Source organism: Pseudomonas sp. 2835 (assembly GCF_050435905.1).
GTDB lineage: Bacteria > Pseudomonadota > Gammaproteobacteria > Pseudomonadales > Pseudomonadaceae > Aquipseudomonas.
The window spans coordinates 43126-57823 of sequence record NZ_JBNDLE010000030.1; the positions used below are offsets into that span (position 1 = coordinate 43126).

At 64.7% G+C, this 14698-nt stretch carries 8 protein-coding genes and 1 pseudogene; 8 read left to right on the forward strand and 1 reads right to left on the reverse strand.

Annotated elements, in window-relative coordinates; genetic code table 11:
- Window positions 1–373: 373 nt before the first annotated feature.
- The 7 genes from ABIE20_RS26285 (at window position 374) to ABIE20_RS26315 (ending at window position 14055) form a co-directional block, all read left to right on the forward strand.
- Window positions 374–2386, forward strand: coding sequence for a ribonucleoside triphosphate reductase (locus ABIE20_RS26285; RefSeq protein ID WP_429508388.1), 2013 nt, complete (start codon window positions 374–376; stop codon window positions 2384–2386).
- A 34-nt stretch (window positions 2387–2420) separates the two neighbouring features.
- Window positions 2421–2588, forward strand: coding sequence for an anaerobic ribonucleoside-triphosphate reductase (gene nrdD, locus ABIE20_RS26290; RefSeq protein WP_045198023.1), 168 nt, complete (start codon window positions 2421–2423; stop codon window positions 2586–2588).
- On the forward strand, window positions 2585–3280 hold the full coding sequence (locus tag ABIE20_RS26295) for an anaerobic ribonucleoside-triphosphate reductase activating protein (RefSeq protein WP_429508390.1): 696 nt from the start codon (window positions 2585–2587) through the stop codon (window positions 3278–3280). The genes nrdD and ABIE20_RS26295 overlap by 4 nt, the downstream gene beginning before the upstream one ends.
- Window positions 3281–3292: 12 nt before the next feature.
- The gene (locus ABIE20_RS26300; protein WP_429508392.1) at window positions 3293–4912 is read left to right on the forward strand and encodes a methyl-accepting chemotaxis protein; all 1620 of its coding nucleotides are present in this window, start codon (window positions 3293–3295) and stop codon (window positions 4910–4912) included.
- 97 nt (window positions 4913–5009) lie between these two features.
- Complete coding sequence (locus ABIE20_RS26305) at window positions 5010–5231, forward strand: DUF3079 domain-containing protein (RefSeq protein ID WP_429508393.1); 222 nt, start codon at window positions 5010–5012, stop codon at window positions 5229–5231.
- 59 nt (window positions 5232–5290) lie between these two features.
- Window positions 5291–9517 (forward strand): NEL-type E3 ubiquitin ligase domain-containing protein, encoded by a 4227-nt coding sequence (locus ABIE20_RS26310; protein ID WP_429508394.1) that lies wholly within the window; start codon window positions 5291–5293, stop codon window positions 9515–9517.
- Window positions 9514–14055, forward strand: coding sequence for an NEL-type E3 ubiquitin ligase domain-containing protein (locus ABIE20_RS26315; protein ID WP_429508396.1), 4542 nt, complete (start codon window positions 9514–9516; stop codon window positions 14053–14055). The genes ABIE20_RS26310 and ABIE20_RS26315 overlap by 4 nt, the downstream gene beginning before the upstream one ends.
- 65 nt (window positions 14056–14120) lie before the next feature.
- Here the strand turns inward: ABIE20_RS26315 and ABIE20_RS26320 are convergent.
- A pseudogene (locus ABIE20_RS26320) lies at window positions 14121–14270 on the reverse strand (flavin reductase family protein); the annotation flags it as partial.
- Window positions 14271–14506: 236 nt separating this feature from the next.
- Here ABIE20_RS26320 and ABIE20_RS26325 point away from each other — a divergent pair.
- Window positions 14507–14698, forward strand: a 192-nt coding sequence (locus tag ABIE20_RS26325) for a hypothetical protein (RefSeq protein ID WP_429508397.1), incomplete at its 3' end; no start/stop codon positions are given.

The following is a 14698-nucleotide window of genomic DNA, read 5'->3' on the forward strand; positions in this document are numbered from 1 at the left end:
GTGCAGTCAGCACAAGAGGTGTTGGCTGGATTGCGACCGCTGCGCGCTCGATCGCCGGCAAGGCCAGCTCCTACAGGTCCGGTGCATGCAGGTCCATTGTGGCAGCCGGCCTTGCCGGCGATGAGGCCGGTGCAGTCAGCACATCAGGAGTGGCTGAATTGCGACCGCTTCGCGCTCGATCGCCGGCAAGGCCAGCTCTCACCGGGCTCCGTGTACGCCGATCCATTGTGGGAGCAACTGTCTTGATCAGGTTGTTTGCACAACCTGTCAACCTTGATATCGATCAATTTCTTTCACCCGCTTTACCCGTAGCCTGCACTGCATATTGTGTTTTCAGGTTATTGAATATCTATATGTAGTGTCTGGAGGACAAATGCACAGCACGCTGATCAGGGTAGGGCACAACCGGTTGCACAAGCGCGATGGCAGCCTGGTGGCCTTCGATGCCGACAAGATCCGCCAGGCGTTGATCGCCGCCGGCAAGGCCACTGGCGAATACGCCGAAGCCGAGGCTGACGGTTTGCTCGACGCGGTATTGGCGCATCTGGAAGGCTATTCGAAACTGCACGTCGAGCAGATCCAGGACCGGGTCGAGCGGGTGCTGATGGACGCCGGGCACTTCCTTTCGCTACGCGCCTACATCGTTTACCGCGAACAGCACGGGCGCCTGCGCCGCGACCGCAAGACCCTGGTCGAAGTCGCCACCTCGATGAACGAATACCTCAACCGCGAAGACTGGCGGGTGCAGGCCAACGCCAACCAGGGTTATTCCCTCGGCGGCCTGGTGCTCAATGTTTCCGGCAAGGTCACCGCCAACTACTGGCTCGACGAGGTCTACAGCGAAGCCATCGGCCGCGCCCACCGCGAGGGCGACCTGCATATTCATGACCTCGACATGCTCGCCGGCTACTGCGCCGGCTGGTCGCTGCGCAGCCTGCTGCACGAGGGCCTCAATGGCGTGCCCGGGCGGGTCGAGGCCGGGCCGCCCAAGCACCTGAGCAGCGCCCTGGGACAGATGGTCAACTTTCTCGGCACCCTGCAAAACGAGTGGGCCGGGGCCCAGGCCTTCAGCTCCTTCGACACTTACCTGGCACCCTACGTGCGCAAGGACCGGCTGAGCTATGAAGAAGTGCGCCAGGCCCTCCAGGAGTTCATCTACAACCTCAACGTGCCGTCGCGCTGGGGTACGCAAACGCCGTTTACCAACCTGACCTTCGACTGGGTCTGTCCGCAGGACCTGCGCGAGCAGATCCCGGTGATCGGCGGCGAAGAAATGCCCTTTGCCTACGGCGAGCTGCAAGCGGAGATGGACCTGCTCAACCGTGCCTACATCGAAGTGATGCAGGCCGGCGACGCCAAGGGCCGGGTGTTCACTTTCCCGATCCCGACCTACAACATCACCCACGACTTTCCCTGGGACAGCGACAACGCCGAGCGCCTGTTCGCCATGACCGCGCGCTATGGTCTGCCGTACTTCCAGAACTTCCTCAACTCGGACATGCAGCCCAACCAGGTGCGCTCGATGTGCTGCCGCCTGCAACTGGATGTGCGCGAACTGCTCAAACGTGGCGGCGGCCTGTTCGGCTCGGCCGAGCAGACCGGCTCGCTGGGGGTGGTGACTATTAACTGCGCGCGCCTGGGCTACCTGTACAAGGGCGACATCAGCGGCCTGTTGCAGCGTCTGGATGCGCTGATGGAGCTGGCCATGGAGAGCCTTGAGGTCAAGCGCAAGGTGATCCAGCACCACATGGATGCCGGGCTCTATCCGTACACCAAGCGCTACCTGGGCACCCTGCGTAATCACTTCTCGACCATCGGCGTCAACGGCCTGCACGAAATGCTGCGCAACTTCAGCGACGAGCAGATGGGTCTGCACACCGCCCAGGGCCGGCGCTTTGCCCTGAACCTGCTGGACCATGTGCGCGCCACCCTGGTGCGTTTTCAGGAAGAAACCGGCCACCTGTACAACCTCGAAGCCACCCCGGCCGAGGGCACCACCTACCGCTTCGCCAAGGAAGACCTCAAGCGTTTCCCCGACATCCTCCAGGCCGGCTGCAGCCAGGCGCCGTACTACACCAACTCCTCGCAACTGCCGGTGGGTTATACCGACGATCCGTTCGAGGCCCTGGAGCTGCAGGACGAGCTGCAATGCAAGTACACCGGCGGCACCGTGCTGCACCTGTACATGGCCGAGCGGATCTCCTCGGCCCAGGCCTGCAAGCAACTGGTGCGCAGGGCCCTGGAGCGCTTCCGCCTGCCATACCTGACCATCACTCCGACGTTTTCCATCTGCCCGGTACACGGCTACCTGGATGGCGAACACGAGTTCTGCCCCAAGTGCGACGAGGCGCTGTTGCTGGCTCAGCAACAGGGCAGCGTGCATTGACTGCGTTTTACCCTCAACAGCAAGGAGCTTCATCATGACTGCACAGCAAACCCTGCCGACGGCGCAACGCCAACGGTGCGAAGTCTGGACCCGGGTCATGGGCTATCACCGCCCGGTGTCGGCGTTCAACCCCGGCAAACAGTCCGAGCACCACGAGCGGCTGCACTTCAATGAGGGCGCGGCAACGGCCGGGCATCCATGAGTCGAGCGCTACGGGTCGGGGGCATGGTGCCCCTGACCACCCTCGATTACCCCGGCAGGCTCGCCTGCGTGCTGTTCTGCCAGGGCTGCGCCTGGCGCTGCCGTTACTGCCACAACCCGCAACTGATCCCGCCCCGGGGCCGTGATGAACTGCCCTGGGCGCAGGTGCTGGCGTTTTTGCAGCGTCGCCGCGGCTTGCTCGACGCCGTGGTGTTCAGCGGCGGCGAAGCGACCCTGCAGGACAGCCTGCCCGAGACCATGGCCCAGGTGCGGGCCATGGGCTTTGCCATCGGCCTGCACAGTGCCGGGATCAAGCCCGAGGCGTTTGCCCGGGCATTGCCTGGGGCCGACTGGGTCGGCTTTGACGTCAAGGCGCTGGCCGAAGACTGCCAGCTGGTTACCGGCGTGCGCGGCAGTGGCCAGGCCAACTGGCGCAGCCTGGATTACCTGCTGGCCAGCGGCGTCGACTACGAATGCCGCACCACGGTGCACTGGCACCTGATTGATCCCCCGCGACTCCTCACCCTGGCCCGGCGCTTGAATGCGCTTGGGGTCCAACGCTTTGTCGTGCAGCGGGTACGCACGGCACGCATGCTCGATCCGCAGCTGCCCGGTGCTTCGGCACACAGATTGCTACCCGAGCTGTGGGACACCCTCCACACGCTGTTTCCCGCGTTTGAAGTACGCGACTAGTAAGGCTTTGAAATGACCAGATTGACCACAGCACAACGTATCCTCATCGGCTTTGCCATTGCGCCCCTGGCGCTCCTGGGCCTGGCCTTCTATGCCCTGCACGACCTGGCCACGCTCAAGGAGCAGGCGGTGGTGATCGTCAAACAGGACTGGCCGAAGATCGAGCCGATCATGGTTATTGCCACCGGGGTGCGCGATAACGCGCGCAACACCCGCGACCTGTTGCTCGACAAGGACAACCTGCAGGTGCAGCAGGCCATCGACACCACCAAGCAGCGCATCAGTCAGGCCCTGGCAACGCTTGAGCCGTTGTTCTACCTGCCCGAGGGCAAGGCGGCCTACGCTGCGCTGAAAGCCAGCCGCGAAACCTATGTCGCGGCCTTCACCCAGGTGCAGACGCTGATTCGCCAGGGCGACGCGCAGGCGGCCATGGCCCAGCTCAAGCAAAACGTGGTACCCGCCGAGCACGAGGTTTACCAGCACCTGGAAAGCCTGATGGCCTTGCAGGGGCAGATCTTTGTCGAGCGCGAGCAGGCCGCCCAGGCCCTGTACAACGATGCGTGGCTGAACATGCTCGGCCTGGTCGTGCTGTGCCTGCTGGCGGTGATCGCCGCCGCGCTGCTGGTAACTCGCAGCGTCACCCGGCCGCTGGGCGGCGAGCCGGATACCGCCGCGCGGGTGCTCAGCCAGATCGCCGAGGGCGACCTGACCATCGCGGTGCCGACCCATGGCAGTGCCGACGGCAGCGTGATGCGCAACATGCAGCAGATGCAGCAGAGCCTGAACAGCATGGTCAAGTACATCGCAGCCTCGGTGGAGCGGGTCGCCAGTTCCTCCGAGGAACTCAGCGCAGTCAGCAGCCAGACCAGCAGCAGCCTGCAGTTGCAGGGCCTGGAAATCGAACAGGCGGCTGCCGCGGTCAATGAGATGACCGCAGCGGTGGACGAAGTGGCGCGCAACGCGGTGAGTACCAGCGAAGCCTCGAAGGTCTCCGAACAAACCGCCCAGCGTGGTCGTGAACAGGTGCGCGAGACGGTCGCCTCGATCAGCACCCTGGCCGATGGCGTCAGCGATACTTCCGCACGCATTCAGCAACTGGCCGGGCGCGTGCAGGACATCAGCACCGTGCTGGATGTGATTCGCAGCATCGCCGAACAGACCAACCTGCTGGCGCTCAACGCCGCCATCGAAGCAGCCCGCGCCGGTGATGCCGGGCGCGGCTTTGCCGTGGTCGCCGACGAGGTGCGGGCCCTGGCCCATCGCACCCAGGTGTCGACCCAGGAGATCGAGCAGATGATCGGCAACATCCGGCAGGACACCAGCGAGGCGGTGACCGCCATGCTCAGCAGCAGCGAGCTGGTGCACACCACCCTGGATGTGGCCCAGCGTGCCGGCGAAGCGCTGGAGGCGATCACCCGGTCGATTTCGCAGATCAACGAGCGCAACCTGATGATCGCCAGCGCCACCGAAGAGCAGGCCCTGGTGGCCCGCGAGGTGGACCGCAACCTGGTGGGCATTCGCAACCTCTCTGAGCAGGTTCTGCTCGGCGCGCAACACACCGACACCGCCGGCCAGGACCTGGCGCAGATGGCCGGCAGCCTGAGCCAGACCGTGGCGCGCTTCAAGGTGTGATTTCAGTCTCGATCACGTGCCCTTGATCTGTATCAAGGGCAAACCCGGCACTGGGCAGTAGCGTGAAAGCGCGCCCATTGCCGGTCGGAGGTCGTTCATGGCCAAGCCTTTTCCCATCAACCCCAAGCACCCCGAGCGTATCTGCTGGGGTTGTGACCGCTACTGCGCGGCCAACGCCCTGGCCTGCGGCAACGGCGCCGACCGCACCATGCATCCGGTGGAAATGTTCGGTGAGGACTGGAACGAGCAGGGTGACTATGGCTTGGCGCTGCCGGAGGATAACGATGGCGCTACAGACCAGGCAGCACTAGTTAAATAGCACCTGCGCGGATCGCAGCTGAGTTCTGCTGCTGACTTTTCCAGTACCAGGAAGTCAGCATGAACGACCACGACGATGCCTCGATTGACAGTTTTATCGCCCAGCGCCTGCCAAGCTGGCTACGGGATGCGCCGCTGGCCGCTGTCCAAGCCCTGCAGCAGAGCATGGGCGACAATCAGCGCGCCCAGATGCCGATGCAGGCGCTGCTCGACCAGTTGCAGCCTCTCGAAGACTTTGCCGCCCCGCTGTTGAACGCCGCCCTGGGCAGGCGCATTGCCCAGCGGGTCAATGTACGCAGCTGGCGCCTGCGCCTGGTGCGGCGCGTTCTCGATGGATTGCCGCAAGCGTCGCTGCCGCCGGTTTTCCGGGTGGTGACCACTTACCAGAGCCTGTTGCACGCCGCGCTGCACAATTTTGCGGCTGAAGAAGCGGTGGAGGGTAGTCATGATGAACTGACCGCGATCATCGACGAGCAGGGCGCGGTGCAGCCGTTGCCGGTGGCAGCCTTCGCCAGCCTGTGCCGGGAACTGGACCTGGGTGGCCAGTACCAGGCTCACCTCAAGGCGCTGCTAAGCCCTGCTGGCGAGGCGGCCAGGCAGGTCAGCAAGACCCTGGAGCAGGCCGGCCGCAGCGGCCTGGCCGTCGCCCTCAACCAGGCCTGGATCAAGGGCGACCTCGACGCCGCCAACCATGACTGTCTGTTGCGCGCCCTGGCGCTCAGGCCGCTGGTGCCCAACGCCACCTTGAGCAGTTTCCCCCACCACCTCAACCTGCTGGGCAAGCGTCTGGTCGGCGTGGTGGCGTTCGAGATGCGCGAGCAACTGTTTGAGCCCAATGGCTATTCCGATGTTCTGGGCGTGGTCTTGTATGTGCCGGATGATCCGCTGCACCCGGTCAAGCACTACAACTCGTGGAGCGCGGCGTATTCGGCGCTTGCCGCACGCTTTGCGCAAGCAGGGTACGGGCCGTTCTTTCAACGCTTTGTCAGCGAACGCGATCGTGCGGCATTCGTGACCACCCTGACGCGGCTGCTCAGGCAAGCCACGGCGGGCTCGGCAATCGAGCTCGATGGTCGTCATTTCGCCTTTGCCGGGCCGCTGCTGGCCACGCTTGCAGGCGCACGGATCAGCAAGATCGAAGACGACGCCCGGGTACTTGCGGTGCCAACCGATGATGAAGACCGCGCCAACCGCAACGTCAGGTTGCAGGAGTACCTGGACGCCGGGCTGAACCTGGCGAACCTGGCGGCGTTTTTTGTTCCGGGGCTTGGGGAAGTGATGCTCGGTGTCGCCATCGGGCAGATGCTCGGCGAGGTCTATCACGGTTATGAAGACTGGCAGCAGGGTGATCGAGAGGGGGCCTTGAACCACTTGCTCGGGGTGGCGGAGAACCTGGCGGCCAACGCCTTGCTGGTGGCCGGTGGCACGGCCTTGGTCAAGGCCGTGAAGCGTTCGGGCTTTGTCGATGGCCTGGTGCCGGTATCACTGGCCGACCAGCGCCAGCGCTTGTGGAATCCCGACTGGCAATCGTACCGGGCCAATGCGTTCGAGCACCGCCTGGAGCCTCTCGGTGCCACGGGTTGGCGCCCGGCGTGGGACAGCCCGCAGCACTGGCAGGACACCCGGCTGATGCTCAGACGTTACGGCGGGCAATGGGCTCGGGTGTCCGACGCGCAACTGGACCGGGTACTGGCAATTACCGGCACCGAAGAGGCGCAGGTCAGGCATTGGCAAGTGCAAGGCGCGGCGCTGCCGGCGACGCTGGTCGATGCGCTGGAGCGCGTGCAGCTCGACCAGCAGCTGGCCTCGATGCTCAGCAGCCTGACCGTGGGTAACGTCGGCCAGCCGGCACCCGTGCTGCTGCGGGCGCTGACCGCCCTTGAGGGCTGGCCCGAACAGGTACAGTTGCAGCTCGGCGATGAGCGTTTCGGCCAGGAGGTGCTTGAGCAATCGCGCACTATTGAACTGACCGGTGTGCCCTCGGCCAGCGGCGATTGGCTGGATCAGGTCCTGCAGGCACTGGATGAAACCGACAAGAGTACGCTGCTCAGCGATGACGCAGAGGGCCTGAGCGAGCGTCAGCAAGTGATCGCGCGCCTGTCCAGTCACCTTGAACAGCAAAAGCCGGACGCCTTTGATTACCTCTATGCCCACAGGCGGAGAAACCCCGGACCCGGCGCGCAGATCCTTCAGCGCAACTTCCCCGGCCTGCCGCTGGTGGTCGCCGAAGAGATCTGCAGCCACGCCCGGCCCGACCATCTGCAGAATTTGCTGGATACCTCGAAAGTACCCTTGGCGATGCTTGAAGAAGCCCGCCTGTTGATGCGTGAGGTGCGCATCAACCGCGCGCTGGAAGGTCTGCATCTGCAAAGCCCTGGCCGGGCTGACAGTACAACGGTGGCGGCCCTGGCTATGGCCAGGCGAGACGAGGTTGCCGCGATCATCGGCCTGAGCGAGCCGGGGCAATGGTTTCACCCGCCGCAGCGCCTGGCCGACGGCCGTATCGGCTACCCCTTGAGCGGGCGTGGGGTGGGTGGCCGGCAAGCGGTCAATCGCGCCATCCGCGAGGTGTACCCGACCTTCAGCGATGCCGAGATTGGCGAATTCCTCACCGAACTGCGGGTGTCCGGCCGTGAGTTGTGGAGCGGCTTGCAGGCACTGCATCAGGAACTGGCAAGCCTCAACGAGACCCTCTACACCTGGCAAGCCGCCGACCCCATACGTGGCGCCGCCCGCGAGCGGGTCGCGGCGCGCCTGCGCCGTTGCTGGCGCCGGCAGACAGCACGGGTGCGTAACCGCGGCGCCGATTATCGCTTGCTGCTCGAGCACGAGCCGATTGGCGCACTGCCGCAGTTGCCAGCGAGCATCAGCTTTGGCCATGTGGCGGAGATCACCTTCAATGGCTTGCAGATCACCGAGTTGCCGCCAGGGTTTCTCCAGCATTTTCCGGCCTTGCGCTGGCTGGATGTGGTGCACAGTGACCTGACCCGGGTGCCCGAGGGCATCAGCGGGCTGAGTCATCTGACCTGGTTGAACCTCAGCGGCAACCAGATTGCCTGGACCCCCGCCGACAATGGTGTGCTGGCGTCACTGGGCCGCCTGGAGGTGCTCGACCTTGATCACAATCCGCTGGCCGCTCCACCGGAAGTGACCGCCTTGTCGCGTTTGCGCGTGTTGCGCCTGCGCAGTACCGCCATTACCACGGTCCCGGCCGGGTTGCTCAGCCGCCCGGCGCTGGAGAGCGCCGACTTGCGCGAAAACCCCATTGTGGTGTTGCAGGAGGGGCTGTTCAACGCGCCGCGGCGGATCCTCGAACGCATCAACTTCCACGACAATCCGCTCAACGCCGAGAGCCGTGAACGGCTGCTGGCGTTCGAGCGCGCCGGGTTGCTGCCGGCGGTGGCCGGCTTCAGTCATGCGCGCTTCGACAACCTGCAGGAGCAGTGGCTGTCCGGGGCAGACGACGAGCTGCGAGGACAACGGACCCGACAATGGCAAGCACTGCTGGGTGAGGAGGGCTCGGCCGACCTGTTTCGCCTGCTGGGAGATCTGCGTGAGACGGCCGACTTCAGGCGTCGGCGCCAGGACCTGACGCGCCGGGTCTGGGAGGTGCTCGATGGCTGCTATCGCGATACCCGCTTGCGCAGTGAACTGTTCGCCCTGGCCGGCGCGCCGAGAAGCTGCTCCGACAGCGTGGCCCTGAACTTCAGTGCCCTGGAGGTGCGCGCCCACGAACTTGCTGCGACCAGAGGCCTGACCGGCGCCAGCCGCCTGCAGCCGCTGCTGAACCTGGCCCGCTCGCTGTTTCGTCTGGATGAAGTCGACCGCCTGAGCCGCGAAGAAATCCAGGTGCGTCGCTCGATGGGCTTGGCGCCGGACGAAATCGAGGTGCTGCTGGCGTTTCGTACCGGGCTTGCCGACGAGCTGGAACTGGTCGGGCAACCGCGAACCATGGCCTACCGCTTTGTCGCCGGTGTCGATCGCCATGCCTTGCACACCATGCGCGACCAGGTCCGCATGGCCGAGCAGACGCCACGCCTGGTGGCTTCGGTAGCAGCACGAGACTTCTGGGTCAGGTTTATGGAGCAACATGAGCAGCACGCGTTCGAGGCGGTAGACCAGCCATTTTTCCAGCAACTGGAGGACCTGGCGGCGATGCAGGGCGAACTCACCGACCAGCAGTACCTGCAGCGCAGCAACGACATTGGCGCGGCACGCGAAGCGGCGCGTGCCGAGCTGATCCTGCAACTGACCCGCCGCGCCCTGGCGCAGGAGGCGCAGCAATGAACGCATCTAACCCTCAGGGGCAGGCGCCCGGCATCGACAGCCAGGTGCACGACTATCTGCCCACCTGGCTGCTGCAGGCGCCGGCACAGCGTTTGCTGGCCCTGAGCCGGGCGCTGCAACTAAGCCAGCAGCAACGCACCAGGGTTGCTGCGGTGCTCTCGACCATTGAGCCGCTCGACGGCTTTGCCCGTAGCTTGCTGCGCCAGCAACTGCGGACACACACCGGTGCCAACCTGGATGTCGAGCTCAACCATTTTGTCCATACCCGGCACCTGAGCCTGACCTCCACCTTGCTCTCTTTACCGCGTCAGGGCTCGACGGCAGTGGTCTCCAGTCACAGCCTGCTGCAGGCTGCGCTACAGAACTTCAGCGCCGCCGAGGCGGCCAGCGGCGGGCTTGCCGGCAAAGCGCGGCTGCAGTTTGCACAACCGCTGGCCGCCTCGACGCAATTGACTCCCGAGTCTTTCGCCGCACTGTGCCGCACCCTCGACCTGGGTGGCCGCTACCAGTCGCATCTGGATCAGGTGCTGACTGGCGAATTTACCCAGGTGCTGCGGCGCAGTCATTACCATGATCTTGAAGTCGCTGCGTTGATCGCCGCGCTCAATGGCACGCTCGATGAATACAGCTTCAAGGCGCTGTTGCAGCATGTTCATACAGACTTTCTGCAGCCGGGCGAAGACCCGGTCATTCGCCCCCTGCAGGTGCGCCTGGGTGGGGTGCTGCTCAGTGCGGTGGTGGTCTTTGAGGTACTGCCGGAGTCGGCCTTTAGCCTCACGCCGGGTGTGCTGCGTTTTGAGCGGCTCAACTGGCTGCTGTACATCCCCGGTGACGCGCAGCGGCCGCTGCTTCGCTTCAATTCCCGCGACGCTATGGCACGCGAGCTGGGTCAGCGTTTGCAGTCACCCGCGTACGAGCGCCTGTTCATGCGCTTCGTCCCCCAGGCCGAGCAGCTGGCATTTGCCGCAACCCTGGCCGAGCGCCGTCAGCGTGCCGAAAAGGGCGAACCGCTGGTGCTGCCCATGGCCCTGACGGCTTTCCCCGGGCCCTTGTTCAGTACCCTGGCAAACCAGCAGGTGGCAAAGATCCGCAATGATGCGCGCACCCTGGCCGTGCCCACCGCTGATGAAGACGAAAACGAGCGGGTGGAGCGCTTGCACGCCTACGAGAATGCCGGGCTGTTGCTGCTCAATGTCGCCGGCCTGTTCGTGCCGGTACTGGGCGCAGTGATGCTCGGGGTGGCTGCGGGGCAACTGCTCTCGCAAGTGTTGGAAGGTGTTGAGGACTGGTTGCAGGGCGATAGCGACAAGGCGCTCGAACACCTGACCGACGTGGTCGAAACCCTCGCCTTGTTTGCCGCCGCCGGCGCCGGTGTTCAGCTGGTGAGCAAAGCCTTGCGCCACGCAGCCTTTATCGAGGAACTGGTGCCGATCAGCAACGCGGGTGGCCAGGCGCGCTTGTGGAAACCCGACCTTGCGGGTTATGCGGCCAGTGAAGCCGGCATCGAGCAGGGCACCGCGGATTCGCAGGGGCTCATCAGCGGGAGCCTGCGCCATTACATCAAGCTGGACGAGCGGCTCTACGCCGTGGACCACGACGCAGCCCTGGCGCAGTGGCGCATCGTCCAGCCGCAAACGCCCGAGCGCTACTCGCCGGTGTTGCACGGCAACGGCCGGGGAGGCTGGCGTCACGGTGGTGAAAACCCGCTGTTGTGGCACGACTCGCGGTTCATGCTCAAGCGTCTGCTGCCTGAATTGGCCACCCTGCCAGAGCCGGCCCAGGCACAGGTTCTGACCATGAGCGGGCTGGACGGCGGGCAATTGCGCCGTTTGCACCTGGACGACCTGCCGGCGCCGGGCCTGCTTCGCGACTGCCTGCTGCGCTGGCGTCTGGATCACGATATCGAACGCTTTATCGAGCAGCTTGCGCAGGGGGCAGCGCTGGATACCGGCAACGCGCAAATGGCCGACTACCTGTTGTCACACTTACCCGCGGGCACCACTGGCAGCGCCGCGCCCACGGTACTGGCCCGGCATGCGGGCACGCTGCGCCAGGCACTGTTCGAGCATTGCTATGGTCTGCGCACACGCCTGAGCGGCATTCCCGAAACCGTGGTGCAGGTGGATTTCCCCGAGCTGCCCAACAGCCTCGTGGGTGATCTGGTCGAGGCAGCCAGCGACCTCGAACGCGAGCGGCTGGAGCAGCAGTGGCGAGTCCCGCTGTCGATGGCCAACCGCTTGCGTGCACCCTTGTACGAAGTGCGCGTCAGCCGCGCCGTTGAAGGGCTGTATCTACAATCGGTGCGCAGCGGCGACAGCGACAGGTTGGTCCTGGCCCTGCTCGGGCACCTCGCCGGCTGGCCCCGGGACCTGGCGATCGAGTTGCTCGAAGGCAGCCTGTCAGGTCCGGCATTCGTCCCAGCCTGGGCCACGAGCGCCAGCCGGCGCGTGCAGATCGTCAGGTTGGAGTCGGGGTATCAGCTGTATCGTGTGGCGGGGGAGGGCGAATTCTGTGCCGATCTGTTCAGCGCCTTGCGCACCGTGCTGACGAGCACCGAACAGGCTGCGCTGGAAGCGCCGCAAGCAGGGTTGCGCAGCCGCCTCGGCGAGCTGTTGCATCAGCACCGCGACCAGGTCGGCCAGTGGTTGCAACTGATGCCCGAGCAACGCCCCTGGTTCAATCCGCCGCAGCGTCTGGCCGATGGCCGTATCGGTTACCCCTTGAGTGGTCGCGGCCTGTTCGGCGGGCGCCGCGCGGCGCAGGTCAGGGATGTACGCCAGCTCTACCCGGGGCTGTCTGATACTGATGCCGACAGTTTCGTTGACGCGCTGCAGCGCAGTGGTGTCGATGTCGCTGCGCGGATCAAGTCCTATCAACGTGAATTCAAGTTGCTCGACGACACCTTGCGAGCCTGGAGCAAATCGCTTCCGGGCGGCGAGGCCGGACAGGCCATGGGCCGCAGCCGCCAGCAGGCGGCGCTGCTGATTCGTCGCGCCTGGCGCAAACTGTCGCCCAAGCGCTTGTCCAACCACAGCGTCATCGGCTATAGCCTGAGCCTTGAGGGGCTGCGCACCGGCGAGTTGCCCGGCTGGCCGGCCGAGGTCAGCTTTGACCATGTGGTTGATCTGCAACTGCACAACATGGGCCTGGGCGACGCGTCGGCAGTCTTTCTGCAGCCCTTCCAGCGTTTGCGCGAGCTGAACCTGGGCAACAACGCCCTGACCCGTGTGCCGGACGCCCTGGGCCGCATGCCGGCGCTGACGCGGTTATTGTTACCGGGCAACCAGATCGAGCTCGACCAGCAGGCGGCAACGCTGCTGGCCGGGCTTTCACAGTTGCGCTGGCTCAACCTCAACGACAATCCCATAGGCCCGTTGCTAGACCTTGAGCGCCTGTCCCGGCTGGAAGAAGTGCAGTTGCGCAACACCGGGCTGCAAGCCTGGCCCAGCGGCCTGTTGAACCGCTTCCACGGCTATCGCCTAGACCTGCGCAACAACCAGATCGAGGCCCTGCCACAGGCGGTACTCGATGCTCCGGGCTGGATCAACCGCGCGCTGGCGCTGCACGACAACCCGCTGTCGGAGCAAACCCTCGAACAGCTTGAGCACTACCAGCAGCGCACCGGTATCCGTCTGACCTCGCGCCGCAGTCACTTGTCGCCGGCGAGCAGGGCGCGGCGCCTGTGGTTGCAAACGGCGCCTGCTGGCGCAAGCGCCCAGGCGCTGATCACATGGCAAGCCCTGGCAGATGAGCCACAGGCAAGCGCATTGTTGCAACTGTTGGCCGACCTGAGCACCACCGCCGAATTCCAGCGCACGCCCGCTGACCTGGGCGTGCGGGTGTGGGCCTTGCTCGAAGCCACCAGCAAGGCGCCTGAACTGCGCGAGTCGCTGTTCGAGCTGGCGGCATCACCGATCACCTGCGGTGACAGCGTCACCTTGAACTTCACCACCCTGGAAACCAGGGCTTCGGTGTACGTCGCCACACACCTTGAGAGTGACCAGCCACTGGCACAGCGCCTACTGCGCCTGGGCCGGCGTCTGTTTCGCCAGGAACAGCTCGACCTGCTGGTTGCCGAACAGGTTGAGGCACGCGCGGGCGGGGCGACAGCTGTCGATGCCGTCGAGCTGAACCTGGCCTACCGCATTGCCCTGGGCGAAGCCCTGGACTTGCCGAGCAAGCCGCAGAGCATGTTGTTTCCGGCTCTGGCGCCGCTGGATGGGAGCGAGATCGCCGGCGCCCGCCAGCGCATCGAGGGCCTTGAACAGACACCGGCGTTGCAGCAGTTCATCAGTACCCGGGACTTCTGGCTCGAGCACCTCAAAGAGCAGCACAAAGTGCAGTTCGAGGCTCTTGATCGGCCTTACCGCGACCAGCTGGATACGATCATGAACAGTCAGAGTGTGCTGCGTGATGCTGACTACCTGGAGCGTTTGAGGGCATTGGCCAGCGCCCGCGACCAGGCCGAAGCAAGCTTGGCGCTGCGCTTTACCGAAGAGGCGTGGGCCGCCTTTGGTTCGAAGGCGGCCACACCCTAAAAGCCTTCAGAACAGCAGCGGTGCGGTTGGATCCGGGCCGACGAACGTTAGCTTCAGCGAAACGCGATGCCCTGGGCCTTGTCTTTGCCTTCGCGTGCAAAGGCATAGGCCTCGGCCTGTTGGGCGCCGGACAGCAAGTGGATGGCGAAGCGTTTATTGCGGATCAGCACCGGGTAGGAATCGGAGCTGTAGTTGGGGCAGAACAGCACCAGCGCCAGATAAGCCTCATGGGAATGTTGGGGGGGCGGTTGCAGGAGAGACAGGTAGCTGCGAGCGCTGCGCGCTCGATCGCCGGCAAAGCCGGCTCTCACAATGGATCTGCATGCACCAGACCTGTGGGAGCTGGCTTTGCCAGCGATCGAGCGCACAGCGGTCGTAATCCAGGCAACGCCTGATGTACTGGCTGTACCGGCCTCATCGCCGGCAAGGCCGGCTCCCACAATGGATCTGCATGCACCAGAACCTGTGGGAGCTGGCTTTGCCAGCGATCGAGTGCGCAGCGCTCGTAATCCAGACGCCACCTGATGTGCTGGCTGTACCGGCGTCATCGCCGGCAAGGCCGGCTCCCACAATGGATCTGCATGCACCAGACCTGTGGGAGCTGGCTTTGCCAGCGATCGAGCGCACAGCGGTCGTAATCCAG

Coding starts and splice junctions, on each gene's coding strand:
- ABIE20_RS26305 (WP_429508393.1), top strand. CDS start 5,010: ATGGCCAAGCCTTTTCCCATCAACCCCAAGCACCCCGAGCGTATCTGC.
- ABIE20_RS26285 (WP_429508388.1), top strand. CDS start 374: ATGCACAGCACGCTGATCAGGGTAGGGCACAACCGGTTGCACAAGCGC.
- ABIE20_RS26310 (WP_429508394.1), top strand. CDS start 5,291: ATGAACGACCACGACGATGCCTCGATTGACAGTTTTATCGCCCAGCGC.
- ABIE20_RS26300 (WP_429508392.1), top strand. CDS start 3,293: ATGACCAGATTGACCACAGCACAACGTATCCTCATCGGCTTTGCCATT.
- nrdD (WP_045198023.1), top strand. CDS start 2,421: ATGACTGCACAGCAAACCCTGCCGACGGCGCAACGCCAACGGTGCGAA.
- ABIE20_RS26295 (WP_429508390.1), top strand. CDS start 2,585: ATGAGTCGAGCGCTACGGGTCGGGGGCATGGTGCCCCTGACCACCCTC.
- ABIE20_RS26315 (WP_429508396.1), top strand. CDS start 9,514: ATGAACGCATCTAACCCTCAGGGGCAGGCGCCCGGCATCGACAGCCAG.